Below are 23,921 nucleotides of genomic sequence, written 5' to 3'. Positions count from 1 at the left end.
GGTGGGCATTCGTCCCGGCCGCTCGCAGTGCCGCGTCCTGCAAACCCAAGCGGCTGCTGACCGGGGTCGTCACACAATCTGTACCGGGCAGTTCAAATGATTGTATGGTTGCGCCGCCTTCCGGGATTCGCAGTCGCGGCATCCCTCGCGCGCTACGCCCACGACACACAGGACGCTTCCCTTGAGCAACCACGATCAGCAGTCCAATGACGGCCATGCGCCCGCGACCGGCGCGCAAACCGACGATGCAGCACCGCCCAAGCCGTCGCCGTTGAAGAATCCCAAGGTCAGATGGACGCTGATCCTGGTGGGCGTGGTGGTGCTGGCGCTGCTGGCGATCTGGCTGGCCTATTACCTGATCAAGGGCCGCTACATGCAGGACACCAACAATGCCTACCTGCAGGCCGACTCGGTGGCGGTGGCGCCGCGCGTCAGCGGCTATGTGACCAAGGTGCTGGTGGGCGACAACCAGATCGTGGAGGCCGGCCAGCCGCTGCTGCAGATCGACGACCGCACCTACCAGGCCACCCTGCAACAGGCCGAAGCGGCGATCGCCGCGCGCCAGGCCGATATCGCCGCCGCCACCGCCAATGTCGCCGCGCAGGAGTCTGCGCTGGTGCAGGCACGCACCCAGGTCAGCGCGGCCGCCGCCAGTCTGAAATTCGCCCAGGCCGAAGTGAAGCGCTTCGCGCCGTTGGCCGCCTCCGGCGCCGACACCCACGAACACCAGGAAAGCCTGCAACACGAACTGGCGCGCGCCCGCGCCCAGTACGATGCGGCGCAGGCGCAGGCCGCCGGCGCGCAGAGCCAGATCCAGGCCAGCACCGCGCAGCTGGAGCAGGCGCAGGCCGGACTGAAGCAGGCCACGGCCGATGCCGACCAGGCCCGTGTCGCGGTGGAGGACACCCGCCTGACCAGCCGGATCCGCGGCCGCGTCGGCGACAAGACCGTACAGGAAGGGCAGTTCCTTGCCGCCGGTACCCGCACCATGACCATCGTGCCGCAGCAATCGCTGTACCTGGTCGCCAACTTCAAGGAAACCCAGGTCGGCCTGATGCGCCCGGGCCAACCGGCCGAGATCGAGGTCGACGCGCTGTCGGGTGTGAAGCTGCACGGTCAGGTGGAAAGCCTGTCTCCGGGCACCGGCTCGCAGTTCGCGCTGCTGCCGCCGGAGAATGCCACCGGCAACTTCACCAAGGTTGTGCAGCGCGTGCCGGTACGCATCCGCGTGCTGGCCGGCGAGGAGGCACGCAAGGTACTGGTGCCGGGCATGTCGGTGGAGGTGACCGTCGACACCCGCTCGGCCAAGGACACCAAGCAGCGCGCCGAAGAGGAGTCCGAGCGCGTGCAGGAGCAGGAGCACGCGCGATGAACGCAGCGGCCGCCACCGGCGATGGCGCCGGCGGCAGGGTGGGCCGCGGAAAGGCCGATATGAGCGCATGGCTGGCGGTGCTGGCCGGCACCATCGGCTCGTTCATGGCCACGCTGGACATCTCCATCGTCAATGCGGCCCTGCCCACCATCCAGGGCGAGGTCGGCGCCAGCGGCACCGAAGGCACCTGGATCTCCACCGCCTACCTGGTTGCCGAGATCATCATGATCCCGTTGACCGGCTGGTTCGTGCGCACGCTGGGCCTGCGCAACTTCCTGTTGATCTGCGCGGTGATGTTCACCGCCTTTTCGGTGGTCTGCGGGTTGTCGACCACGCTGACCATGATGATCATCGGGCGGGTGGGGCAGGGCCTGGCCGGTGGCGCGCTGATTCCCACCGCGCTCACCATCGTGGCTACCCGCCTGCCACCCAGCCAGCAGACCATGGGCACCGCCTTGTTCGGCATGACCGTGATCATGGGCCCGGTGATCGGGCCGTTGCTGGGCGGCTGGCTGACCGAGAACGTCAGCTGGCACTACGCGTTCTTCATCAACGTGCCGATCTGCGCGGGCCTGGTGGCACTGTTGCTGCTGGGGCTGGAACACGAGAAAGGCGATTGGGCCGGCCTGCTCGACGCCGATTGGCTGGGCATCTACGGGCTCACCGCCGGCTTGGGCGGGCTCACCGTGGTGCTCGAGGAAGGCCAGCGCGAGCGCTGGTTCGAATCCAGCGAGATCAACACGCTGAGCCTGATCGCGCTGAGCGGCTTCATCGCGCTGGTGGTCGGCCAGTTCCGCAAGCGCGCGCCGGTGATCCACCTGTCGCTGCTATTGCATCGCAGCTTCGGCGCGGTGTTCATCATGATCATGGCGGTTGGCATGATCCTGTTCGGCGTGATGTACATGATTCCGCAGTTCCTGGCGGTGATCTCCGGCTACAACACCGAGCAGGCCGGCTACGTGCTGCTGCTGTCCGGGCTGCCGACCGTGCTGCTGATGCCGATGATGCCCAAGCTGCTGGACGTGGTGGATGTACGCATCCTGGTGATCGCCGGGCTGCTGTGCTTCGCTGCCGCCTGCTTCGTCAATCTGGAGCTGACCGCCGACACGGTGGGCATGCATTTCGTCGCAGGACAGCTGCTGCAGGGCTGCGGGCTGGCGTTGGCGATGATGTCGCTCAACCAGGCCGCGATCTCCTCGGTGCCGCCGGAACTGGCCGGTGACGCATCGGGCCTGTTCAACGCCGGCCGCAACCTGGGTGGTTCGGTGGGCCTGGCGCTGATCTCCACCTTCCAGGAGCGCCGCATGACCTTCCACACCGAGACCATCGGCAGCTCGATCACCGCCAACGCCCCGCGTGCACAGGAAGCGCTGGCCGGCCTGAGCGCGCAGATGCAGGGCAGCGCGGGCGGCGAGGCGGCGATCCGCTCGGTCGCGCAGTTTGCGCGCGTGGTGCAACAGCAGGCGCTGGTGATGACGTATAGCGATCTGTTCTGGATCTTCGGCATGATCGTGGTGTGCACGATCCCGCTGGCCTTTTTGCTCAAGCCGTTACCGAAGGGGACGCACCTTGCGATGCATTGATTCCATGCGCCTGCTCCGCATGCCGCTGGCCGCGGCGTTGAGCGCCGTCGTCCTAGGCGGCTGCATGCTCGGCCCCAATTACACCAAGGCACCGGCCGTCGCCGACGCGGCCATGCAGGCGCCGGCCCTGCACCGCGCCAGCGGCGCCGAGGTGGTGGCTGCTGCACCGTTGAACCACTGGTGGGAAGAGCTGCACGATCCGACCCTGACCCAACTGGTGACCCAGGCGCTGGCCGACAGCCCCAACCTGCGCGCCGCGCAGGCACGGCTGCGCGCCAATCGTGCCCTGGCCCGTCAGCGTCGCGCCGAACGCCTTCCCAAGCTCAATGCCAGCGCGGTGTATGCATATGCCGAACCGCCGCAGTCCATCGTGGACACGCTGGGTGGCCTGCAGAACGGTCAGCAGGGGCAGCCGCCCGCGCAAGACAGCCAGGCGCTGGATCTGGAAAAGACCGAGATCTACAGCGCCGGCTTCGATGCCAGTTGGGAGCTGGATTTGTTCGGCCGCCGCCGCCGCGCCGCCGAAGGCGCATTGGCCCAGGCGCAGGCGTCCGAAGCCGAATTGGCCGACGCGCAGGTGCAGCTGGCCGCCGAAGTGGGGCAGGTGTACCTCAACTACCGCGGGTTGCAGGCGCGGCTGGCGATCGCCGATAACAACCTGGACAAGATCCGCCAATCGCTGCAGTTGATGCAGCAACGCCGGACCCAGGGCGCGGCGTCGGATCTGCAGGTCGAGCAGATCGCCACCCAGGTGCAGCAGCAGCAGGCACAGCGCCTGCCGCTGGAGATGCAGGCGCAGGAAGCGCTGGATCAACTGGCCTTGATGGTCGGTCGCGAGCCCGGCGCGCTGGATGCACAGCTGAGCGCACCCCAGCCGCTGCCGATGCTGCCGACCCAGGTGCATGTGGACGATGCCGGCGCGCTGATCCGCCGTCGCCCGGACGTGCGCAAGGCCGAGCGCGAGCTGGCCGCCTCCAGTGCCCAGATCGGTGAGGCGCTGAATGGCTACTTCCCGCAGGTGACCCTGCTGGGCGGCCTGAGCTGGGTGGCCGGTTCGCCGAGCGATTTCAATTCCGACGCGCGGACCATCCTGGCGGTACCGATGCTGCGCTGGTCGATCTTCGATTTCGGCAAGACGCGTGCACAGGTGGAACAGGCGCGCGCAGGCAATGCCGGGCGCGAGGCCGCCTACGAGGCGGCCGTGCTGGGCGCCTTGCAGGATGCCAATGCTGCGCTGTCGCGGTTCGGCTCGGCACGCAAGCAGCTGGTGGTGGCGCGTCAGGCCGAGGCCTCGGCCACGCGCTCGGCCGGGTTGATGCAGCAGCGCCGCGATGCCGGTGCCACCTCGTCGATCGATCTGCTGGACGTGCAGCGTCAGCAGTTGTCGGCACAGGATGCCGCCGCCCAGGCGCAGGTGCAGCTGCTGGTGAACTATGTGGCCCTGCAGAAGAGTCTGGGATTGGGCTGGAGCGAGGCGTCGCAGGAGCGACGCTGAGGCGCTGGCCGCCGCTCGTCGCGCGGTTGCGTCTGGCCGTCGATAGCGGTAGGCGATACGCTGCTCGCGCGCCGTACTCGGACAGCGGACACTGCAGCCGACCCCGGCTCTGTCATGATGGCGCGCAGACTCCGTGCAGGGCGCCTGCCTCTGCCGCAATCGAAGAGCACCCATGTCACTGCCCGAGGCCATGTCGTCACCTTCCAGCCCTGTGGATGCCAGCTACCTGTCCATCGATACGGTGCGCAAGGAGTTCGACGGCGTCGTCGCGGTGGACGATGTCAGCCTGCAGATCCGCAAGGGCGAGATTTTCGCGCTGCTGGGCGGGTCGGGCAGCGGCAAATCCACCTTGTTGCGCTGCCTGGCCGGTTTCGAGCGTCCCACCAGCGGGCGCATCGCACTCGATGGTCAGCGCATCGACGCGCTGCCGCCCTACGAGCGGCCGATCAACATGATGTTCCAGTCGTACGCGCTGTTTCCGCATATGAGCGTGGAGCAGAACATCGCATTCGGTCTGAAGCAGGAAGCGTTGCCGAAGGCTGCCATCGCTGCGCGCGTCGGCGAAATGCTGGAGCTGGTGCAACTGGGGGCATTGGCACGGCGCAAGCCGCATCAGCTGTCCGGCGGCCAGCAGCAGCGGGTGGCACTGGCGCGCTCGCTGGCCAAGCGACCCAAGCTGCTGTTGCTGGACGAGCCGATGGGCGCGCTGGACAAGAAGCTGCGTGCGCAGATGCAGCTGGAGCTGGTCACTATCATCGAAAGCTCCGGCGTCACCTGCGTGATGGTCACCCACGACCAGGAAGAGGCGATGACCATGGCCACGCGCATCGCGTTGATGGACCAGGGCTGGATCCGGCAGGTCGGCACGCCGGACGAAATCTACGAACAGCCGGCCAACCGCTTTGCGGCCGAGTTCATCGGGTCGGTCAACCTGATCGATGCAGTGATCGCCAACCATGCGCCGGATCACGTCGTCCTGCAGACGCCCGCATTCGCCGCCCCCATCCGCATCGGCCATGGCATCACCGGTTTCGAAGGTCAGGCGGTGGCATTCGCGCTGCGTCCCGAAAAGCTCGCCATCGCCAAGGAGGAGCCGCTGCAGCCCTGCAACAAGGCGCAGGGCGCGATCGAGGACATCGCCTATGTCGGCAGCCATTCGGTGTACCACGTGCGTCTGCCCAGCGGCATCAAGCTGATGGTCCATGTCGCCAATCGCCAGCGCTGGGCCAGCGAGGCGCTGCGCTGGGGCGATGCGGTCTGGGTGGAGTGGGGCGAAGACGACGGCGTGGTGCTCACCGCATGAGAGCGGCCAGCAAAACTACTGCGCAGCCGCCAGAAGGGCGCAGCCGGTGCTCGGAATCCTCATGTACCAACCGTACACTGCGGTTCCTCCGCGCCGTCCGCACCCCCCTGGCGACTGCTCGCTACGTTTTGCTAACCACTCTCCGCCGCGGGTTGCCGGGTGCGCGCTGGGGCGTGATCGCCGCACCGTATCTGTGGCTGCTGGTGTTCTTCGCGGTCCCGTTCCTGATCGTGCTGAAGATCTCCTTCGCCGAGCGCGTCACCGCGATGCCGCCGTACACGCCGTTGTTCGCGTACGCGGCCGACGGTGCGCTCAGCGTCAAGCTGCACCTGGGCAACTACCTGGCGTTGCTGCGCGACAGCCAGTACGTGGCCGCCTACCTGAGTTCGATCAGGATCGCGGCCATCTCCACCGCGCTGGCGTTGCTGATCGGCTACCCGATGGCGTATGTGATCGCGCGCCTGCCGCCGGCCACGCGCAACGTGGCGATGATGCTGGTGGTGCTGCCGTCGTGGACATCGTTCCTGATCCGCGTCTACGCCTGGATCGGCATTCTCGATGGCACTGGCCTGCTCAACCGGGCGTTGCTGGCAACCGGCGTGATCGAACAGCCCCTGCAGTTGCTGTACACGCCGGTCGCGGCCTATATCGGCATCGTGTACTGCTATCTGCCCTTCATGGTGCTGCCGCTGTACGCCAACCTGGTCAAGCACGATCGCCGCCTGCTGGAGGCGGCCTACGACCTGGGCGCGCGGCCGTGGCAGGCGTTCGTGCGCATCACCTTGCCGCTGTCGCGCAACGGCATCGTGGCCGGCTGCATGCTGGTGATGATTCCGGCGGTAGGCGAGTTCGTCATTCCGGAAATGCTTGGCGGCCCGGATACCTTGATGATCGGTCGTGTGTTGTGGGGCGAGTTCTTCAACAACCGCGACTGGCCGGTGGCGGCGGCGGTGGCTACCGTCATGCTGTCGGTATTGCTGGTGCCGATCGTGATCTTCCACCGCTACCAGCAGCGCGAGCTGGAAGGGCGGCTGACATGATGCGCGCCTCGCGCAGCGGGCGCGTACTGGGGGGCGGCATCCTCGCCCTGGGGTTCGGATTCTTGTATCTGCCGATCCTGTTGCTGATGGTCTACTCGTTCAACGGCTCGCGTCTGGCCACGGTGTGGGGCGGCTTTTCCACCCGCTGGTACGGCGAGCTACTGCGCGACCGGCAGTTGCTGGACGCGGCCTGGGTCAGCCTGGAAGTGGCGTTCTGGACCGCATGCGCGGCGACGGTGCTGGGTACGCTGGCGGCGATGGCGATGGTGCGTCTGCGTCGGTTCCCGGGAAAAACGCTGTTCGGCGCGCTGATCACCGCGCCGCTGGTGATGCCGGAGGTGATCATCGGCCTGTCGACCCTGTTGCTGCTGGTCGCGATGGGTGGCGTGCTCGGCATCGCCCCGCGCGGTGCGGTGGCGATCTGGGTGGCGCATGTCACCTTCACCGTGTCGTTCGTGACGGTGGTGATCTCTTCGCGGCTGCGGGAACTGGATCGCTCGCTCGAAGAGGCGGCGATGGATCTGGGCGCCACCCCGCTGAAGGTGTTCTTCCTGATCACCTTGCCGATCATCGCACCGGCCCTGGCCTCGGGCTGGCTGCTGGCATTCACGCTGTCGCTGGACGACGTGGTGATCGCCAGTTTCCTGGCCGGGCCCAGTTCCACCACACTGCCGATCAAGGTGTTCGCCTCGGTGCGGCTGGGCATCAGCCCCAAGATCAATGCGCTGGCCACAGTCATGGTGCTGGCGGTCTCGATCGCAGCGGTGATCGGCTGGTGGCTGCTGGCGCGCAGCGAAAAACGCCGCCTGCGCGATGCGCAACTGGCGCAACAAGCCATTGGCTGAGCGCGCCAGCCTTGGGGCACCGAATGCACTCCGGCAGTCGGCCACCAGATGGACGCAGTGCCTGAGCCACCGGCATGCACGAAGGCGGCAGGTCGGTTCCGAATGCCGACTGTGCTTGCCGGCCGATGAGCGCGACCATTCGATCGGCGGCGCCTACTTGGCGGGTGGCGTATAGCCGTTGTCCCAGGGCTGCGGTTTGGCCAGGTAGCACTGATACTCGGCCCTGATGGCGTAGCCGTGCTGCTCGAATCCGGGTTGCTCGTCGGCGCGGTCCTTACGATTGTTCTTGTCGTCGTCCTTGGACTTTCGCTTTTCGGGAAAGAGCGCGACCATGTTCGGCGACGAACGCGCAGCGATGAGTTGGCGGATCGCGGTGTCCGCGCAGGCACGCTGTGCCTCTTCCTCGCAGGGGTGTCCGGGATCCGGCTGCAGGCTGGTACAGCTGACCGTCACAAACCCGGCCGGGCCGGGCCGCGGGCCCCGCAAGAGGTCCTGAACGAAGGCGCATCCAGGCAGGTAGGTGCTGGTGCCAAGGACGACCAGGGCAACGAGATTCCGGCGCATCGTGGTGGACTTCCATGAATGGATCTGCCGATAGCGCGATGCTAGAACACTTTGCATGGTCGGAACATGGATAGGTCTGGCCTCGCTCGGTGACGTCGTCCTGGAAGTGGCATCCGGATGCCCATGAGGCTCGCGTTGCACGCTGGAGGTGCGGCCGCGCGCTGCGGCGCCGACAAACACAGCGTTGCACCGATTTCAGGCGGTTGTGACGCGGCTGCAACTTTCCGGCGACTAGCATGGCGGCCTTGCTACTGGAGACCGCCATGTCCTACGACACCGTGAACCCGGCCACCGGCCAGGTCGAGCACACCCAGCACACCCTGGACGCTGCGGGCATCGAAGCGCGCCTGGCCGCGTCGGCGCAGGCATTCCCCGCCTGGGCGGCCTTGCCGCTGGCCGAGCGCGGCGCGCTGCTGCGCCGTGTAGGAGAAGAGCTGACCCGGCGGCGCGAAGACCTGCAGCGCATCATGACTGCGGAGATGGGCAAACTGCGCGCCGAAGCCCTGGCCGAGGTGGACAAGTGCGCGCAGGCCTGCTCGTACTATGCCGAGCACGCGGCCGACTACCTGGCGCCGCGCCAGATTCCCACCGAAGCACAATCGAGTTACGTACGCTACGAGCCACTGGGCTGCGTGTTCGCGGTGATGCCGTGGAATTTTCCGTTGTGGCAGGCATTCCGGTTCCTGGCCCCCGGTTTGATGGCCGGCAACGTCGCCCTGCTCAAGCACGCCAGCAATGTCCCGCGCTGCGCCGATGCAATGAAGGACGTGCTGGATGCGGCCGGTATTCCGCCAGGCGTGTTCGATGTCCTGCATATCGATAACGATCAGGCCGCGGACGTCCTGCGCGACGAGCGCATCGCCGCGGTGACCTTGACTGGCAGCGAGCGCGCGGGACGCTCGCTCGCCGCCAATGCCGGCGATCAACTGAAGAAGTGCGTGATGGAACTGGGTGGCAGCGATGCCTTCATCGTGCTCGACGATGCGCAGCTGGAGCACACGGTGGACTCGGCGGTGAGCTCGCGCTTCGACAACAGCGGGCAGACCTGCATCGCGGCCAAGCGTTTCATCGTGGTGGACGCCATCGCCGACCGCTTCATCGAACGCTTCGTCGCCGCGGCATCTCGGCGCGTGGTTGGCGATCCACAGCAGGAAAGCACCACCCTGGCACCGATGGCGCGGGCCGACCTACGCGACGAATTGCACAAGCAGGTACAGGCCAGTGTGGAGAAGGGCGCCAAGGTATTGCTGGGCGGCGAACCGGTGGCCGGCTCGCATGCAGGGTATCCGGCCACGATCCTCGACCACGTCGCGCCGGGCATGCCGGCGTACGAGGAGGAATTCTTCGGCCCGGTGGCGTCGATCATCCGCGTTGCCGACGAAGCAGAAGCGGTGCGCGTGGCCAACGACACCAGCTTCGGCCTGGGGGGCAGCGTCTGGACCGCGGATGCCGGGCGCGGCGAGCGCGTGGCCCAGCGACTGCAATGCGGCGCCGCCTTCGTCAACTCCGTGGTCAAGAGCGACGTACGCCTACCGTTCGGCGGCATCAAGCGCTCGGGCTTCGGCCGCGAACTGGCCGACCACGGCATTCATGAGTTCATGAACATCAAGACGATCTATGTGGCTTGAGGGCCGGGATTGGTGATTCGGGATTCGGGATTCGCAAAGGCCAGTGCGCTTCCTTCTCCTGCCGGGAGAAGGTGCCCGGAGGGCGGATGAGGGGCGCATGAGGCGCTGCTTGGCTTACGCCTGGGCAAAAAGAAACCAGCAGACATTGAATAGTCTGGGCGAAACGATCAATGCAACAGCGATCGAAACACAACCGTCGCTCAAGCTGGATCCGCGATCAGCAAGCCCGCTCAACCAATCCCGAATGCCGACTCCCAAATCCCGGGCCGCAAAGCGGCCCTAAAGCCACCGCGCCCGCTTGAACAGGCGATACAGCACCAGGCAGGAGGCGACGATGCCGCCAACCAGCAACGGGTAGGCGTAGGGCTTGTCGAGTTCGGGCATGTGGGTGAAGTTCATGCCGTACCAACTGGTGATCAGGGTCGGCGCGGCCAGTAATGCAGCCCAGGCGCCCAGACGTTTCACCGTCTCGCCTTGCGCCAGTGTCACCATCGACAGATTGACGCTGAGTGCGGTGCCCAGCATTTCGCGCAGGGTGTCGATGGCGTCGTTGATGCGCACTGCATGATCGAGCACGTCGCGCAGGTAGATGCCCACCTCCGCGTGGATCAGCGAGCCAGGGTTGCGCTTGAGGTGCGAGAGCACGTCCTGCAGCGGCGCCACCACCAGTCGCATCTTGTTGAGTTCGCGCTTGAGCTCGTACAGGCGTACCACCGTCTCGCGCTTGTAGTCGTCGGCGAAGATGTCCTTTTCCAGGCGCTCCAGCGTGTCGCGGAACTCGTCCATGATCGGCAGATAGTTGTCGACCACGAAATCCAGCACGCCGTACAGGCAGAACGATGCGCCCATGTGCAACATGGCCGGCTCGCGTTCCACGCGATGACGTACCGGCGCGTACGACAGCGATGCGCCGTGGCGCACGGTCAGCAGGAACCGCTTGCCCAGGAACGCATGCGTTTCGCCATAGCGGATGCGTTCGTTGACCAGCTGCGCGGTATTGACCACCACGAACAGCGAGTTGCCATAGCTCTCGGCCTTGGGCCGCTGGTGCGCCTTCAACGCATCCTCGATCGCCAGATCGTGCAGCCCGAATTCGTCGCGCAGCTTGTGCAGCACCGATTCCTGCGGCTCGTACAGCCCCACCCAGACGAAGCCGTCGGCAAGCTGCAATACATCGCTGATCTGTTCCAGGCTGATGTCGTGGCGCTTGCCCTCGCCGTCGTAGTAGGCGCAGGTGATGACGCAGGACGGGTTGTCCGGATGGCGGCCGTGGCTGTTCATGGGCGCATCCTGGATCAGCGCCCGCGCAACGGCAATGCGTGCGGCCGCAGGGCGATCGCGAGCGCGGCGTGGATCGGCAACAGCAGCATCACCCACTGCAGGTTGTCCTGGGCCTGGAACGACAGCCAGTGGATCACCAATGCCAGCAGCGCCCCGGCTGCCACCAGCCAGGACAGCACATTGAACCAGCGTCCCGGCCGGTGGCCCAACTGCAGCCGGATGCCACCGAACCACAGCAGCACGCACAGCGGGTTGACCAGCAACAGGTTGCGGTTGGCCCACGCGGATTGATGTGCGGTAAAGCCCCACAGATACACCAGCAGGCCGCCACCGACGGCGCACAACAGCCAGAACGGCAGTGCCAGCCCGGCCAGCAGCCGCTGCCGGCGGCGCAATGCCAGCACGCCGGCGGCGACCAGCGTGCCGGCCAGCAGCCAAGGCCACCAGTGCCGCTGCTGTTCGGCAGGCTCGGGCGCGATCCGGTGCGGCAGCAGGACCTGGGTGGATTGCACCAGCGGCCGGCCGGCGCTGTTGTGCACCTGGGTCAGGCTGTCGGCCAGCCGCATCGGCACGAAGGCCTCTTCCCAGCGCGATAGCGGGCGGTCGGCGTAGGGGCCAAGCCCGAGATCGAAGCCCAGCCACATCCACGGCGCGGGGGAGGCCAGGCGTACCGCTTCGCTGCGGTAGGTATTGCCGCGCGAGCGGCCGGCCAGTTGCGATTGCAGCGAGCCGCCCATGGCGCGATCGAGCGCATCGCGCACCATCGTGGCGCAGTTGGCTTCGAAGTAGTCGTAGTGGTAGCGCGCGTTTTCGGGTCGGCTGCGCACCGCCAGGGCATCGGCGAGCGCGCGTGCCTGCTCGGGTGGCAGATCCAGCCACTGGATGCTGACCCCGCGGCCGGCGTTGCGATACTGCGACAGGTCTTCTTCCAGCGGCAGCGCCACCAGGTAATACATCATCTCGCCACGCGCGAAGCGCGGCACGAAGTCCGGCTCACTGGGGTCGAAGAAGCCGAAGTTGTACGAAGTGGCCTGCCCGCTGACCGGGTCCATCACCACGATGGCGTCGTGTCCGAAGCGCTCGAAGAACACTTCGCCCGGCTGCATGGTCAGCACGCCGACGCGTGGTGTCGCTGCGGGGGCGGGAGCAACGCCTTGCGCAGTCTGGCCTTGGGCAGCCTGGGCCAGGGCAAGCGGGGTCACCAGCAGCGTCAGCAGGAGCAGCGCGCAGCAAGCGGCCCATCGCCAGGCGCCAGCGCGCTGCGGCGCCGTGCAGGTACTGCGGGTGGGCTGGTTCAAGCGTCGTCCTGCGGGTCTGGCGGCAGGATGGTGACGTGGAAGGCGTGCACGCGGCGCGCGTCGGCCTTGGCCACGCGGAATGCGAACCGTCCCAGCGTCAGTTCCTCGCCGGTTTCCGGCAGATGCCCGATCGCATCGGTGACCAGGCCACCGACGGTGTCGTACTCGTCGTCGGGGAATTCGGCGCCGAAGCGCTCGTTGAAGTCCTCGATCGGGGTCAGCGCATCGACCACGTAGCGGCCGTCGGCCTGGATCGCGATCAGCGAATTCTCTTCCTCGGCATCGTCGTGCTCGTCGTCGATCTGGCCGACGATCTGCTCCAGCACGTCTTCGATGGTGACCAGGCCAGCGACGCCACCGTATTCGTCCACCACGATCGCCATGTGGTTGCGCGAGAGGCGGAACTCCTTGAGCAGGACATTGAGCTTCTTGGACTCGGGAATCAGCACCGCCGGGCGCAGCAGCTCGCGGATGTTACCGGGCCCGTTGTCGGCGACCACGCCGCGCAGCAGGTCCTTGGCCAGCAGGATGCCGAGCACCTCGTCCTTGTTCTCGCCATGTACCGGGAAGCGCGAATGCCCGGATTCGACCACCTGCTTCATCAGGTCGATGAAGCGCGCCTCCACCGGCAGCGACACCATCTGCGAGCGCGAGATCATCACATCGCCCACCGTGAGTTCGGCGACGGCGATCGCGCCTTCCATCATGCGCAGGGTGTCGGCGGCGATGAGGCCGTCCTGTTCGGCAGTTCGCAGCAATGCGACCAGTTCGTCGCGGGTGTGCGGTTCGCCGGAGAAGGCCGCGCTCAGGCGTTCGAGCCAGCTGCGGCGTTTTTCTGGGGGATCTGAGCTGTAACTACTGTCGTCTTCGGACATCGTGACGGGGAACGGCACCCGGAGAACCAGGCATTGGCCGGCAGTCTAGCAGGAAGCCAAGCGCGCACGCTGTGGAGGCAGCGCCTGCCCCGGGTCTCAGGGCAGGTCCAGGCTATAGCCGCAGCCGACCACGGTCTTGCCGGGGTGGGATTTGACGTTGGTCACGCTGAGCACGATCGATTCGATCATCGCCTCGCCGGTCTTGGGGTTGGTGGTGTCGTCGCTGACCAGCTCGCGGCCGTACATGACCTTGTCGGCGTTATCCACGCCCAGTTCCAGCGCCAGCTGCTTGGCCAGCGGGCGCGGATCGGGCAGGTCCAGGATCGCCATGATGCTGGCGCCGGAAAACGCGATGTGGTTGGTGGTATGGCCGAACACGCTGATCGGCGTATTGAGCGTGTACTCGGTCATGAACAGGTTGGACTGATCCAGCGGCGTCCACCCCAGCGCCACCGCCTTGAGCGGGTCGGCCAGCACGGGCGCCAGCGCGTTGAAATCGCCGATGCGCTGGCGGCATTCGATCAGCGCCGGCAGGTCGGGGCGTACCGGCGTGGTCTGCGCCAGCGCGGTTGCCGGACTCAGCAGCAGACAGGCGGCGGCGAGCAGGGCGCGCATCATCGCTCCTCCGCATACGGGTCTTCGATGCCCAGGTCGGCCAGGATCTCGCGCTCCAGCTGTTCCATTGCATCGGCCTCCTTGTCGTCCTCGTGATCCCAGCCGAGCAGGTGCAAGGTGCCATGCACGGTCAGGTGCGCGTAGTGCGCGGCCAGCGACTTGCCCTGATCGGCCGCCTCGCGCGCTACCACCGGTGCGCAGATCACCAGATCGCCCAACAACGGCATCTTGACCCCCTTGGGCAGGCCTTCCGGCAGCTCGGCCGGAAAGCTCAGCACGTTGGTGGCGTAGTCCTTGCCGCGGTAATGGTGATTGAGCGAACGGCCCTCCTTCTCGTCGACCACACGTACCGCCAGGTCGGCCTCGCGGATGCGTCCCTTCAGGGCCGCCGCCACCCACTTGCGAAAGCTCACCGACGACGGCAGGCCGGCGCGCGGCAGCGCATAACTGACGGCGACGTCGAGGCGGACCGGACCTTTGGTCATGGCAACACCAGCAATTCAGTTCGGACAGGACCGACAGTATCGCGCGTGTGTTGTCTCGCTGCGACTCTTCCGCGATCGACAGGGCTGCGTGCCGGCCCGGGCGCAGTACCTGGGAGCGGCGGCTCACGCCGCCGGTTCGGCAGGCTTTTCGGCGAGATCGCGCTTCTCATAGGCGGTGACGATGCGCTGCACCAGCGGATGGCGTACCACATCGCGCGCTTCGAAGAAGGTGAAGCTGGCGCCTTCGACATCGCGCAGCACGTCGATCGCATCACGCAAACCCGACTTGACGTGTTTGGGCAGATCGATCTGGGTCAGGTCGCCGGTCACCACCGCGGTGGAGCCGAAGCCCAGCCGGGTCAGGAACATCTTCATCTGTTCGATGGTGGTGTTCTGCGCTTCGTCGAGGATCACGTAAGCGTCGTTGAGCGTACGGCCGCGCATATACGCCAGCGGTGCGATCTCGATGACGTTCTTCTCCAGCAGCTTGACCACCTTTTCCACGCCGAGCATCTCGTAGAGTGCGTCGTAAAGCGGGCGCAGATAGGGGTCCACCTTCTGGCTGAGATCGCCGGGCAGGAAGCCGAGCTTCTCACCGGCTTCCACCGCCGGGCGCACCAGTATCAGCCGCTGCACGCGCGATTCGTTCAGGGCTTCCACCGCACTGGCCACCGCCAGAAAGGTCTTGCCGGTACCGGCCGGGCCCACGCCGAAATTGATGTCGTGGGTGGCGATGGCATGCAGGTACCTGGCCTGGTTGGCGCCGCGGCCACGCACGGTTCCGCGTTTGACCTTGATCGCCACGTCCTGGGGCTGATAGGCGCGCTCGGCGACCCGCTCGACATTGGCATCGTTCAAGCGCAAGTGGATCGCGTGGTTGTCGAAGGTGACCGACGCGGCCTCGTCGTATAGCGCGATCAACACCTGTTGAGCCGCGGCGACCGCAGCTTCCGGGCCGGTCACGCGAAAGATGTTGCCGCGGTTGGCGATCTCCACGCCCAGCTTGAGCTCGATCTGGCGCAGATGCGCATCGAACGGTCCGGCCAGATTGGCCAGGCGCTCGGTGTCTTCGGGGAGCAGGGTGAAGTCGCGATAGGCAGGTGCGTTCATGGTCGGATCGGACAGCGCGCATGCGGCGTTGATGTGACGGCAGAGGAGGGTAGCGCGCAGGGCGTGATCCCACCAACAACATGTCCGCCGCAGCATGGCGGAAACGTGCGGGCGGACACCCCGCCAGGTTTTCCACACCGGCTGTGGAGTTGCGCATCACTAACCTGTGGATAGAGTGCGCCAGCCCTACTGACGTAAGGCTTGCGGGGTGTGTGGCGAAAAAAGCGCCAGGCCGTGTGCGCTTGTCCACAGCCGATGTGGATCGAATTCGGCAAAGCCTGTGGACAACTGCGATGGCGCCTGATGCAGCAAGGCCTTGCATCGGCTTGGTGAAAATTTGATCAACGCGTTTTCGAGGTGCACGCGTTGTTGCCGGACACGTCTTTGTGCGTGCTTGCGCAGCCGCTGCCGCGCAGGCAGCACGAGTCTCGCGCAGGGAGGCCTGCGTGGTGCTGCATATTCGCGGAGAAGTGCCGGTGCCGTTGCAGGCGCGGACGATGTGTCGGGCAGTGCAGTCTGTGCAAGGTGTCCGATTGCGCACCTGGCCGGTGCCGCCGGCATGGCCGGCATGCAACGCGTGGATCGAGGGCAGGCCTATGCGCGCCTGTTCCCGGTTCGGCCGTTTTTCTCTGATGGAGAATCAGCCCGAGTGGCGCGGCGCGCGCGCTGCGGCGCCGCGCATGTCTCACCCGGCGGCGTCGTCCAGATGGATGCGCCCGCGCAACGAATTGCTCATCGCCTCGGTGATCAGCACATCGACGAACTGACCGATCAGGCGCGGATTGCCGGGGAAGTTCACCGGGCGCATGTTCTCGCTCTTGCCGGTCAGCTCGTTCGGATCGCGCCGCGACGGGCCCTCCACCAGTACCCGCTGCACGCTGCCGACCATCGACAGCGAGATGCCTGCCGCGTGCGCGTTGATGTGCGCCTGCAGGCGCGCCAGGCGTGCCTGCTTGACCGCCTCGGGCGTGTCGTCCTGCAGGTCGGAAGCCGGCGTGCCCGGACGGCGCGAATACACGAACGAAAAGCTCTGGTCGAAGCCCACGTCCTCGATCAGCTTCATGGTCTTCTCGAAGTCCGCTTCGGTTTCGCCGGGAAAGCCGACGATGAAGTCCGAACTGATCGAGATATCCGGGCGCACCGCACGCAGCTTGCGGATCTTGGATTTGAATTCCAGCGCGGTGTAGCCGCGCTTCATCGCCGACAGGATGCGGTCGCTGCCGGCCTGCACCGGCAGGTGCAGGTAGTTGGCCAGCTGAGGCACGTCGCGGTAGGCGTCCACCAGCGAATCGGAAAACTCCAGCGGGTGCGAGGTGGTGAAGCGGATGCGGCCGATGCCTTCGATCTGCGCGATGGTGCGGATCAGCAGGCCCAGGTCTGCATACTGCGCCGCCTCGCCTGCATCGGCGCCATAGGCGCCGCGGTAGGCATTGACGTTCTGGCCGAGCAGGTTGATCTCGCGCACGCCTTGCGCGGCCAGCTGCGCCACTTCCACCAGCACGTCCTCGAACGGCCGGCTGACTTCCTCGCCACGGGTATAGGGCACCACGCAGAACGAGCAGTACTTGGAGCAGCCTTCCATGATCGAGACGAAGGCCGACGGCCCCTCCGCGCGCGGTTCGGGCAGGCGGTCGAACTTCTCGATCTCCGGAAAGCTGATGTCCACCTGCGACTTGCCCGACTCGCGGCGGGCACGGATCAGCTCCGGCAGCCGGTGCAGGGTCTGCGGGCCGAACACCAGGTCCACGTAGGGAGCGCGCTTGACGATGGCCTCGCCTTCCTGCGAGGCCACACAGCCGCCCACGCCGATGATCACCGGCTTGCCGCCGGCCTTCAGCGCCTTCCAGCGGCCCAGCTGGCTGAACACCTTCTCCTGCGCCTTTTCGCGGATGGAGCAGGTATTGACCAGCACCACGTCGGCGTCTTCGGGGTTGTCGGTCAGCTCCAGTCCTTCGGAGGCGGCGAGCACGTCGGCCATCTTCGCCGAGTCGTACTCGTTCATCTGGCAGCCGTGGGTCTTGATGTACAGCTTGCCGCGCACCACGGCAGGCGCTGCCGGGCGGGCGACCGGCAGTGGCACGAGGGCGGGGGCGTCCACGGCGGCGGCCGTGGACAGGTCGGAAACGGATGTCCCGGGCATGGCGCTTATTCCAGGCGGGTGGTGAACGAAGCCGCGCAGTTTACCCGTTCGGGCTGGCGGCGTCCGCGACGTTCTGGCGGTCGATGGCTTCGGCGCGGGCCACCGCCGGGCGGGTCGCCATCCGTGCGATGTAGGCGCGGGTCGGGGCCGGTGGGTCGATCACGCCGAACTCCGTCATCCACGCCAGGGCGCTGCCCCACAGCACGTCGGCGGCGCTGCAGCGTGCGCCCAGCAGGTAATCGCCCTTCGCCAGTTGCGCATGCAGCACCGCCAGCACGGTATCGCAGTCGGCATAGGGCGAAATCGCGCGCGGCGGAGCCTGGCGCTTGAGTGCGACATCCAGGATCGCCGGCTCGAATGCCGAGCCGTAGAACGCCAGCCAGCGCAGGTAGGCACCACGGTCTGGGTCGCCCGGCGCCGGCGACAGGCCGGCTTCCGGGTACAGCTCGGCCAGATATTGATAAATGGCTCCTTGCTCGGTGACCACGCTGGTGCCGTGGGCGATGGCCGGCACCTTGCCCATCGGGTTGATCGCCAGGAATTCCGGCGAGCGCTGCTGTTCCTTCTCCAGATCGATGATCTGCAGGCTGTAACTGGCGCCCAGTTCTTCCAGCAGCACCAGCACGCCACGCGAGCGCGAACGGGAATTGTGGAACAGGGTGATGTGGCGGTCGTCGGACATTGCGGTCTCCATGGTTGCGTCGGGTGGGTGATCGGGATGGCTGCAGCCCGGATGCTACGGAGGGCTTGCGGACAGATTCTGTCCGCAATACCGTCGCGCCATGGCTTCCACTGCTGCCCGCCTGCTGCGTCTGCTGTCATTGCTGCAAGGTGGCCGCAGTTGGTCGGGCCCGGCGCTGGCCGAGCGCCTCGAGGTGCATCCGCGCAGCCTGCGGCGGGACATCGACCGGCTGCGCGACCTCGGCTACCAGATCCATGCGGCACCGGGAACCGGTGGCGGCTACCGGTTGGGGCAGGGCGCCGCAGCCGTGCCGTTGCTGTTCGAGGAAGAAGAGGCGCTGACCGTGGCGATCGCCTTGCGCGCGGCTGCCCCCGCCATCCGCGGCATGGATGCGGCCGCCACCCGCGTGCTGACCAAGCTCGATCCGCTCTTGCCGCGGCGGAGCGGCCAGCGCGCCAGCGCCGCACATGCGGCCACGGCGAGCCTGCCGCTGGTCGAGCCGGACGGCCTGGTGGACGCGGCGGTGCTGGCGCAACTGGCGGGCGCTTGCAGCGACCGTGCCACGCTGCGGCTGGACTATCGGCGCCATTCCGGCGTGGCCATCGTCCGCTGCGTCGAGCCGGCGTTGCTGGTCAACTATGGCCGGCGTTGGTACCTGCTGGCCTGGGATTGCGAACGCCAGGACTGGCGGACGCTGCGTGCCGATCGCGTGGATCGGGCGGTGGCCACTGGCGCGCGGTTCGCTGCCCGCGCACTGCCGGAAGAGCCGCTGCAGCTGCTGCGCCAGGCCATCGGTCAAGCACCGTACCCCTGCCGTGCCCGCGTGCGCCTGCGCGGGGCGCTGGACACGCTGGCGGCGCAGATCCCGCCCTGGCTGGGCGCGCTGGAAGCCGATGGAGCGGGGCATTGCTGGCTCGGACTGGGCGCCCCGAGCATGTCCGCGCTGGCGGCCAACCTGCTGCTGCTCGAATTGCCGTTCGAGACCCTCGCGCCCGCCGACATGCGCAAGCCGCTGCTCGATGCCCTGGACGACTTGCGGACGCGACTGGACCGGCTGTCGGGGTAGGGGCGGCACCTCTTGGCAAGCCCGTGGCAAGCTGGGACACTCCGCCGCATGAAGGGGATGTCAAGATCGCTGGGGCTGTTGCTGGTGACGTTGTCGGCTGCGCCGGCCAGCGCGGGCACCCTGTACAAATGCGTCAGCGGCGACGGCATCACCAGTTACCTCAGCAAGCGCCAGAGCGGGGCGACCTGCAGCGTCATCAGCAGCTATACCCCCGATCGTTCGGCCCGGCGAGCAGCGCCCGCGACCGTTGCCCCGGCGCCTGCGCTGTCGCATGCGGCGTCCGGTGCTGCCGCCACGATCGACAGCGGCGCGCCCGCCACCATCATCAGCCAGCCGCCGCGGCGCGCGGCCGAGACCGCTGTGGCGGGGCCGCGCGCAGTGCCTCCGGCCGAAAGCGCCACTGCCATCGCGCCGAGTCGGGCACCGGCTACCGGGGGCAACCCGCGCCGGGTGGTCAGCGGGCAGGTCTACTCGTATATGAAGGACGGCGTGCGCCACTACACCAGCGCCCGTCCACGCCAGGTCGCCAGCATCGAAGGCCTGCGCACCATCCACTACAGTTTCATCGAGACCTGCTACGCCTGCGCTGCAAAGCCGGGCGTCAACTTCGGCGCGATCCGGCTCAACACCGCCGCCTATCAACAGGAGATCGCTTCGGCGGCGCGCGAGTTCGGCGTCGAAGAAGCCATCGTGCGCGCCATCATTCATGCCGAGTCCGCCTACAACCCGCTGGCGCTCAGCCGTGCCGGCGCGCAGGGCCTGATGCAGTTGATGCCGGGAACCGCGCGACGCTTCGGGGTCAGCGATGCCTATGACGCATCGCAAAACATCCGTGGCGGCGTGCAATACCTGTCGTGGTTGCTGAAGCGCTTCAATGGCGACCTCACCCTGGCCGCGGCAGGCTACAACGCCGGCGAGGGTGCCGTGGATCGCTATGGCGGCGTGCCGCCGTATAGCGAGACGCAGCGGTACGTGCAACGCGTCGGCGTGCTGGCCGGCCGCTATCGCGGGCAGGTCGCCACCGCCAACTGAGTGGCGTGCGGGCTGTCGGCATCGCCGCCGCAGGCCGTCCACGCGCTGCGGCGATCGTCAGTGGCGATGCCGGGCCGAGTCATCGCTGCGGGTATCTGCAGATGCGCAGGCAACAGTCGCGGTGGTCGTCGGCGCGCACTGCGTCACAGCCACACGCACGCGCACACGCCCGGTCATGCATGGCCTGCACAGCGCCGTGCACACCGGCCATTGCATCGCACAGGTCCGACTGCGTACATTGCATTGTCTGTGCATTAAGCGTTCCGCTACACTGCGGTCGATTCATCGCGGCTGGACCCCCCGCCAGCCGTTGGCAGCCTCACGCTACCTAATCAAGATCGGAGAGCCGGATGGCCAACGATGGGGTTAACGCACCTGCCGATACCGGGCGTCGTCGGTTTTTGACCGCGACAACCGCCGTGGTCGGTGCGGTCGGAGCAGGATTTGTTGCAGTTCCGTTCGTGAAGTCGTGGAATCCCAGTGCACGCGCCAAGCTGGCCGGCGCACCGGTGACCGCCGACATCAGCGCCTTGCAGGAAGGGCAGCGGCTGGTTCTGGAATGGCGCGGTCAGCCCATCTGGATCGTCAAACGTTCCAAGGCGATGCTCGATGCCTTGCCCTCATTGGACGACCGGCTCAAGGATCCCAAGTCCGAGAACAAGGACCAGCAGCCGGACTACGTGCTGAAGAACCCCGAGTACCGCTCCATCAAGTCCGATATCTCGGTCCTGGTGGGGCTGTGCACGCACCTGGGGTGCTCGCCCGAGATGGTGGCCGAGATCCGCCCCGAGCCCTACGACCCGCAGTGGAAAGGCGGCTATTTCTGCCCTTGCCACAAGTCGCGCTTCGACATGTCCGGCCGGGTCTTCGACGGCGTGCCGGCACCGATCAATCTGCTGGTGCCCCCACACCACTACGTCGACGACAACACCCTGGTGATCGGCGTCGATCCGGACGCTGCCGGCAAGTCGGCCAATAGTACGGGGGCTGCGTGATGAGCAATATCCTGGTCCGTACCGCCAACGGCGTGCTCGATTGGGTCAACGAACGCGCCCCCGGGCTGATGCCCACCTACCGCAAGCACATCAGCGAGTACTACGCGCCGAAGAACTTCAACATCTGGTACTACTTCGGTTCGCTGGCCATCGTGGTGCTGGTCAACCAGATCGTCACCGGCATCTTCCTGACGATGCACTACAAGACCAGCGCCGCCGATGCATTCGCCTCGATCGAATACATCATGCGCGACGTGGAGTGGGGCTGGCTGATCCGCTACATGCACAGTACCGGCGCCTCGCTGTTCTTCATCGTGGTGTACCTGCACATGTTCCGCGGCCTGATGTACGGCAGTTACCAGAAGCCGCGCGAGCTGGTGTGGATCCTGGGCATGCTGATCTACCTGGTGCTGATGGCCGAAGCCTTCATGGGCTACGTGCTGCCATGGGGGCAGATGTCGTTCTGGGGCGCGAAGGTCATCATCTCGCTGTTCGGCGCCATTCCGGTGATCGGCAACGGGCTGACCGAATGGATCATGGGCGACTACCTGCCCGGCGATGCCACGCTGAACCGCTTCTTCGCCCTGCACGTGATCGCCTTGCCGCTGGTGCTGTTGCTGCTGATCGTGCTGCACATCGGCGCGCTGCACGAAGTGGGCTCCAACAATCCCGACGGCGTGGAGATCAAGAAGGGGCCCAAGGGCAATCGCTGGGATGCGCACAAGCCGGCCGACGGCATTCCGTTCCATCCGTACTACACAGTGAAGGATCTGGTCGGGGTCGGGTTCCTGCTGGTGATCGCGGCCTTCATCATCTTTTTCGCGCCGGCCTTCGGTGGCCTGTTCCTGGAGCACGACAACTTCACCGAAGCCAATCGCCTGGTGACGCCGGAGCACATCAAACCCGTGTGGTACTACACGCCGTATTACGCGATGTTGCGCGTGGTGCCGGACAAGCTCGGCGGCGTGCTGGTGATGTTCTCGGCCATCGCCATCCTGTTCCTGGTGCCGTGGCTGGATCGCGCCAAGGTGCGCTCCATCCGGTATCGCGGCTGGATCTCCAAGGTGGCGCTTGGCGTGCTGGTGGTCTGCTTCGTATGGCTGGGCGTGATCGGCTCTGGTCCCGGGACCGATGCGCACGAGACCTACGTCGGGCGGGCGCTGACCTTCCTGTACTTCGCCTTCTTCATCACCATGCCGGTGTGGACACGGCTGGACAAGACCAAGCCGGTACCGGAGCGGGTGACCACGCATGACTAATCCCAACGTGACGTCATGGAAGTCGCGCGCGGTCGCGCTGCTGTGCGGCCTCACCCTGGCCACAGGAGCAATCGCGGCCGAAGGCGGAAAAGTGCAGCAGGCAGGCAACGACCTGGGCGACCGCGCGTCGTTGCAGCGCGGCGCACAGTTGTTCATGAACTACTGCTCGGGCTGCCACTCGCTGAAGTATCTGCGGTACTCGCGCATGGCCAGCGATCTGGGGTTGAGCGAAGCGGAGGTCATGACCAATCTCAACTTCACCGGCGCCAAGATCGGCGAGCACATCGAAGGCACCATGCCGCACGATGCGGCCACCAAGTGGTTCGGCAAGGCACCGCCGGACCTGACCTTGATCGCGCGCGTACGCGGCACCGATTGGGTCTACACCTACCTCAAGTCGTTCTATCTGGACCAGACCCGTCCACTGGGCTGGAACAATCAACTGTTCCCCAATGCCTCGATGCCCAACCCGCTGTGGGAGATGCAGGGCCTGCAGCAGGCGCAGTTCGGTCCGGTCGACAAGGCCACCGGCGAAAAGCCGGTGCAGGCGCTGAAGCTGGGGCAGCCCGGGCGGCAGACGCCGGTGGAGTTCGATCAGACCGTGCGCGACATCGCCAATTTCCTCGAGTATGCAGGCGAACCGGCTGCGCTGAAGCGGCAGAGCATGGGCGTGTGGGTGGTGCTGTTCCTGGCGTTTCTCACCTTCATCGCCTATCTGCTGAAGAAGGAGTACTGGAAGGACGTGCATTGATGGCCGCAGGCGTCCAGCCTGGGATGTGCGCAGCAGCCGACGGGTGACGGACGTGAGGTGCATCAGGCAGGTATCGCCCTCCCCCTTTCCCCTACGGGGTAGGGGGGAGGGCAAGGCAGCGCACGAGGCCGGCGTTGCCGACCCATCATTGTTACGCGATGCGGTCACACCGCGGCGATCGCGTGTGCCGGTGCGTGCCTGCATGACGCATCGAATGCGACCGGCGGCATTGGCCGGCGGTTATCGCGGCGAAAGCCATGCGTGGCAATCGCATCCGCATCGATGCGCCGTGCCCCGCCATCCACACCGTGTCTGCGCGGCGCGCGCGCTGACGTCCAGGCCTGACGCCCGGCAGATCCCGCTTCGCCGTTTTGTCAGCATCGTTGCGACATCGGTATCGGGTCAACGGGCTTCGCATCATGCTGCTGCCATCTCGTTCGCCTCCTGGCAGGCATGCGCTGCCGGCCTCCGCCCGGATCCCAGCGATGCCTGGCGCGCTCCT

General features: G+C 66.4%; 21 protein-coding genes and 1 other RNA gene. 13 read left to right on the top strand and 9 right to left on the bottom strand.

Going from position 1 to position 23,921, the window contains the following annotated elements:
* Positions 1-181 precede the first annotated feature (181 nt).
* From LL962_RS08965 to LL962_RS08935, 7 genes are all read left to right on the top strand, one after another.
* Positions 182-1,372 carry an HlyD family secretion protein gene (locus tag LL962_RS08965; protein WP_228316644.1) on the top strand — a complete coding sequence of 397 codons (1,191 nt, stop codon included), beginning with the start codon at positions 182-184 and terminating at the stop codon, positions 1,370-1,372.
* The gene (locus LL962_RS08960; RefSeq protein WP_104586882.1) at positions 1,369-2,955 is read left to right on the top strand and encodes an MDR family MFS transporter; all 1,587 of its coding nucleotides are present in this window, start codon (positions 1,369-1,371) and stop codon (positions 2,953-2,955) included. Before LL962_RS08965 ends, LL962_RS08960 begins: the two co-directional genes overlap by 4 nt.
* A 4-nt stretch (positions 2,956-2,959) precedes the next feature.
* The gene (locus LL962_RS08955) at positions 2,960-4,450 is read left to right on the top strand and encodes an efflux transporter outer membrane subunit (protein WP_228316643.1); all 1,491 of its coding nucleotides are present in this window, start codon (positions 2,960-2,962) and stop codon (positions 4,448-4,450) included.
* Between the two features lie 172 nt (positions 4,451-4,622).
* Entirely contained in the window at positions 4,623-5,753 is a 1,131-nt protein-coding gene (locus tag LL962_RS08950) for an ABC transporter ATP-binding protein (RefSeq protein WP_228316642.1), read from the top strand.
* A 61-nt stretch (positions 5,754-5,814) separates the two neighbouring features.
* A non-coding RNA gene (locus LL962_RS08945) (sX9 sRNA) lies at positions 5,815-5,890 on the top strand.
* On the top strand, positions 5,882-6,793 hold the full coding sequence (locus LL962_RS08940) for an ABC transporter permease subunit (RefSeq protein WP_228316641.1): 912 nt from the start codon (positions 5,882-5,884) through the stop codon (positions 6,791-6,793). The genes LL962_RS08945 and LL962_RS08940 overlap by 9 nt, the downstream gene beginning before the upstream one ends.
* On the top strand, positions 6,790-7,638 hold the full coding sequence (locus LL962_RS08935; RefSeq protein WP_228316640.1) for an ABC transporter permease subunit: 849 nt from the start codon (positions 6,790-6,792) through the stop codon (positions 7,636-7,638). Before LL962_RS08940 ends, LL962_RS08935 begins: the two co-directional genes overlap by 4 nt.
* 153 nt (positions 7,639-7,791) lie before the next feature.
* On the opposite strand, the gene LL962_RS08930 is transcribed toward LL962_RS08935, so the two are convergent.
* Entirely contained in the window at positions 7,792-8,202 is a 411-nt protein-coding gene (locus LL962_RS08930) for a hypothetical protein (protein ID WP_228316639.1), read from the bottom strand.
* A gap of 236 nt (positions 8,203-8,438) precedes the next feature.
* On the opposite strand from LL962_RS08930, the gene LL962_RS08925 reads away from it, so the two are divergent.
* Positions 8,439-9,830 (top strand): NAD-dependent succinate-semialdehyde dehydrogenase, encoded by a 1,392-nt coding sequence (locus tag LL962_RS08925; protein ID WP_425509942.1) that lies wholly within the window; start codon positions 8,439-8,441, stop codon positions 9,828-9,830.
* A 279-nt stretch (positions 9,831-10,109) separates the two neighbouring features.
* Here the strand turns inward: LL962_RS08925 and LL962_RS08920 are convergent, their stop codons facing one another.
* The 8 genes from LL962_RS08920 to LL962_RS08885 all read right to left on the bottom strand — a co-directional run bounded on the left by LL962_RS08920 (position 10,110) and on the right by LL962_RS08885 (position 18,316).
* Complete coding sequence (locus LL962_RS08920) at positions 10,110-11,111, bottom strand: magnesium and cobalt transport protein CorA (protein WP_104586887.1); 1,002 nt, start codon at positions 11,109-11,111, stop codon at positions 10,110-10,112.
* 14 nt (positions 11,112-11,125) lie between these two features.
* Positions 11,126-12,409: a lipoprotein N-acyltransferase Lnb domain-containing protein gene (locus LL962_RS08915; protein ID WP_228316637.1), complete on the bottom strand. Its 1,284-nt coding sequence runs from the start codon at positions 12,407-12,409 to the stop codon at positions 11,126-11,128.
* On the bottom strand, positions 12,406-13,284 hold the full coding sequence (locus LL962_RS08910; protein ID WP_104586889.1) for an HlyC/CorC family transporter: 879 nt from the start codon (positions 13,282-13,284) through the stop codon (positions 12,406-12,408). The genes LL962_RS08915 and LL962_RS08910 overlap by 4 nt, the downstream gene beginning before the upstream one ends.
* A gap of 96 nt (positions 13,285-13,380) precedes the next feature.
* Positions 13,381-13,899 (bottom strand): hypothetical protein, encoded by a 519-nt coding sequence (locus LL962_RS08905; protein WP_228316664.1) that lies wholly within the window; start codon positions 13,897-13,899, stop codon positions 13,381-13,383.
* Positions 13,899-14,384 (bottom strand): rRNA maturation RNase YbeY, encoded by a 486-nt coding sequence (gene ybeY, locus LL962_RS08900; RefSeq protein ID WP_104586891.1) that lies wholly within the window; start codon positions 14,382-14,384, stop codon positions 13,899-13,901. The genes LL962_RS08905 and ybeY overlap by 1 nt, the downstream gene beginning before the upstream one ends.
* Positions 14,385-14,507: 123 nt before the next feature.
* A complete protein-coding gene (locus tag LL962_RS08895) occupies positions 14,508-15,494 on the bottom strand; it encodes a PhoH family protein (protein ID WP_228316636.1) in 987 nt (328 codons plus the stop codon).
* Between the two features lie 685 nt (positions 15,495-16,179).
* A complete protein-coding gene (miaB, locus tag LL962_RS08890) occupies positions 16,180-17,634 on the bottom strand; it encodes a tRNA (N6-isopentenyl adenosine(37)-C2)-methylthiotransferase MiaB (protein ID WP_228316635.1) in 1,455 nt (484 codons plus the stop codon).
* 40 nt (positions 17,635-17,674) lie between these two features.
* Positions 17,675-18,316, bottom strand: a complete 642-nt coding sequence (locus LL962_RS08885; RefSeq protein ID WP_104587153.1) for a glutathione S-transferase family protein — start codon at positions 18,314-18,316, stop codon at positions 17,675-17,677.
* Between the two features lie 100 nt (positions 18,317-18,416).
* On the opposite strand from LL962_RS08885, the gene LL962_RS08880 reads away from it, so the two are divergent.
* From LL962_RS08880 to LL962_RS08860, 5 genes are all read left to right on the top strand, one after another.
* Positions 18,417-19,382: a helix-turn-helix transcriptional regulator gene (locus LL962_RS08880; RefSeq protein WP_228316634.1), complete on the top strand. Its 966-nt coding sequence runs from the start codon at positions 18,417-18,419 to the stop codon at positions 19,380-19,382.
* 48 nt (positions 19,383-19,430) lie between these two features.
* Complete coding sequence (locus LL962_RS08875; protein WP_228316633.1) at positions 19,431-20,414, top strand: lytic transglycosylase domain-containing protein; 984 nt, start codon at positions 19,431-19,433, stop codon at positions 20,412-20,414.
* 350 nt (positions 20,415-20,764) lie between these two features.
* Positions 20,765-21,409 (top strand): ubiquinol-cytochrome c reductase iron-sulfur subunit, encoded by a 645-nt coding sequence (gene petA, locus LL962_RS08870; protein WP_104586897.1) that lies wholly within the window; start codon positions 20,765-20,767, stop codon positions 21,407-21,409.
* Positions 21,409-22,668, top strand: coding sequence for a cytochrome b (locus LL962_RS08865; protein ID WP_228316632.1), 1,260 nt, complete (start codon positions 21,409-21,411; stop codon positions 22,666-22,668). Before petA ends, LL962_RS08865 begins: the two co-directional genes overlap by 1 nt.
* On the top strand, positions 22,661-23,419 hold the full coding sequence (locus LL962_RS08860; protein WP_167395278.1) for a cytochrome c1: 759 nt from the start codon (positions 22,661-22,663) through the stop codon (positions 23,417-23,419). The genes LL962_RS08865 and LL962_RS08860 overlap by 8 nt, the downstream gene beginning before the upstream one ends.
* Positions 23,420-23,921 lie beyond the last annotated feature (502 nt).

The sequence above is a fragment of the Xanthomonas sp. NCPPB 1067 genome (assembly GCF_020783795.1).
Taxonomy (GTDB): Bacteria; Pseudomonadota; Gammaproteobacteria; order Xanthomonadales; family Xanthomonadaceae; genus Xanthomonas; species Xanthomonas melonis.
Note: the sequence above shows the minus strand (reverse complement) of the source record. Positions and strands in the feature narration are given on the sequence as shown.

Excerpts from the sequence above, each read along its gene's own strand:
- LL962_RS08960 (WP_104586882.1), top strand. The coding sequence starts at position 1,369 with ATGAACGCAGCGGCCGCCACCGGCGATGGCGCCGGCGGCAGGGTGGGC.
- LL962_RS08955 (WP_228316643.1), top strand. The coding sequence starts at position 2,960 with ATGCGCCTGCTCCGCATGCCGCTGGCCGCGGCGTTGAGCGCCGTCGTC.
- LL962_RS08950 (WP_228316642.1), top strand. The coding sequence starts at position 4,623 with ATGTCACTGCCCGAGGCCATGTCGTCACCTTCCAGCCCTGTGGATGCC.
- LL962_RS08935 (WP_228316640.1), top strand. The coding sequence starts at position 6,790 with ATGATGCGCGCCTCGCGCAGCGGGCGCGTACTGGGGGGCGGCATCCTC.
- LL962_RS08930 (WP_228316639.1), bottom strand. The coding sequence starts at position 8,202 with ATGCGCCGGAATCTCGTTGCCCTGGTCGTCCTTGGCACCAGCACCTAC.
- LL962_RS08925 (WP_425509942.1), top strand. The coding sequence starts at position 8,439 with ATGGCGGCCTTGCTACTGGAGACCGCCATGTCCTACGACACCGTGAAC.
- LL962_RS08920 (WP_104586887.1), bottom strand. The coding sequence starts at position 11,111 with ATGAACAGCCACGGCCGCCATCCGGACAACCCGTCCTGCGTCATCACC.
- LL962_RS08910 (WP_104586889.1), bottom strand. The coding sequence starts at position 13,284 with ATGTCCGAAGACGACAGTAGTTACAGCTCAGATCCCCCAGAAAAACGC.
- LL962_RS08905 (WP_228316664.1), bottom strand. The coding sequence starts at position 13,899 with ATGCGCGCCCTGCTCGCCGCCGCCTGTCTGCTGCTGAGTCCGGCAACC.
- ybeY (WP_104586891.1), bottom strand. The coding sequence starts at position 14,384 with ATGACCAAAGGTCCGGTCCGCCTCGACGTCGCCGTCAGTTATGCGCTG.
- LL962_RS08895 (WP_228316636.1), bottom strand. The coding sequence starts at position 15,494 with ATGAACGCACCTGCCTATCGCGACTTCACCCTGCTCCCCGAAGACACC.
- miaB (WP_228316635.1), bottom strand. The coding sequence starts at position 17,634 with ATGCCCGGGACATCCGTTTCCGACCTGTCCACGGCCGCCGCCGTGGAC.
- LL962_RS08885 (WP_104587153.1), bottom strand. The coding sequence starts at position 18,316 with ATGTCCGACGACCGCCACATCACCCTGTTCCACAATTCCCGTTCGCGC.
- LL962_RS08880 (WP_228316634.1), top strand. The coding sequence starts at position 18,417 with ATGGCTTCCACTGCTGCCCGCCTGCTGCGTCTGCTGTCATTGCTGCAA.
- LL962_RS08875 (WP_228316633.1), top strand. The coding sequence starts at position 19,431 with ATGAAGGGGATGTCAAGATCGCTGGGGCTGTTGCTGGTGACGTTGTCG.
- petA (WP_104586897.1), top strand. The coding sequence starts at position 20,765 with ATGGCCAACGATGGGGTTAACGCACCTGCCGATACCGGGCGTCGTCGG.
- LL962_RS08865 (WP_228316632.1), top strand. The coding sequence starts at position 21,409 with ATGAGCAATATCCTGGTCCGTACCGCCAACGGCGTGCTCGATTGGGTC.
- LL962_RS08860 (WP_167395278.1), top strand. The coding sequence starts at position 22,661 with ATGACTAATCCCAACGTGACGTCATGGAAGTCGCGCGCGGTCGCGCTG.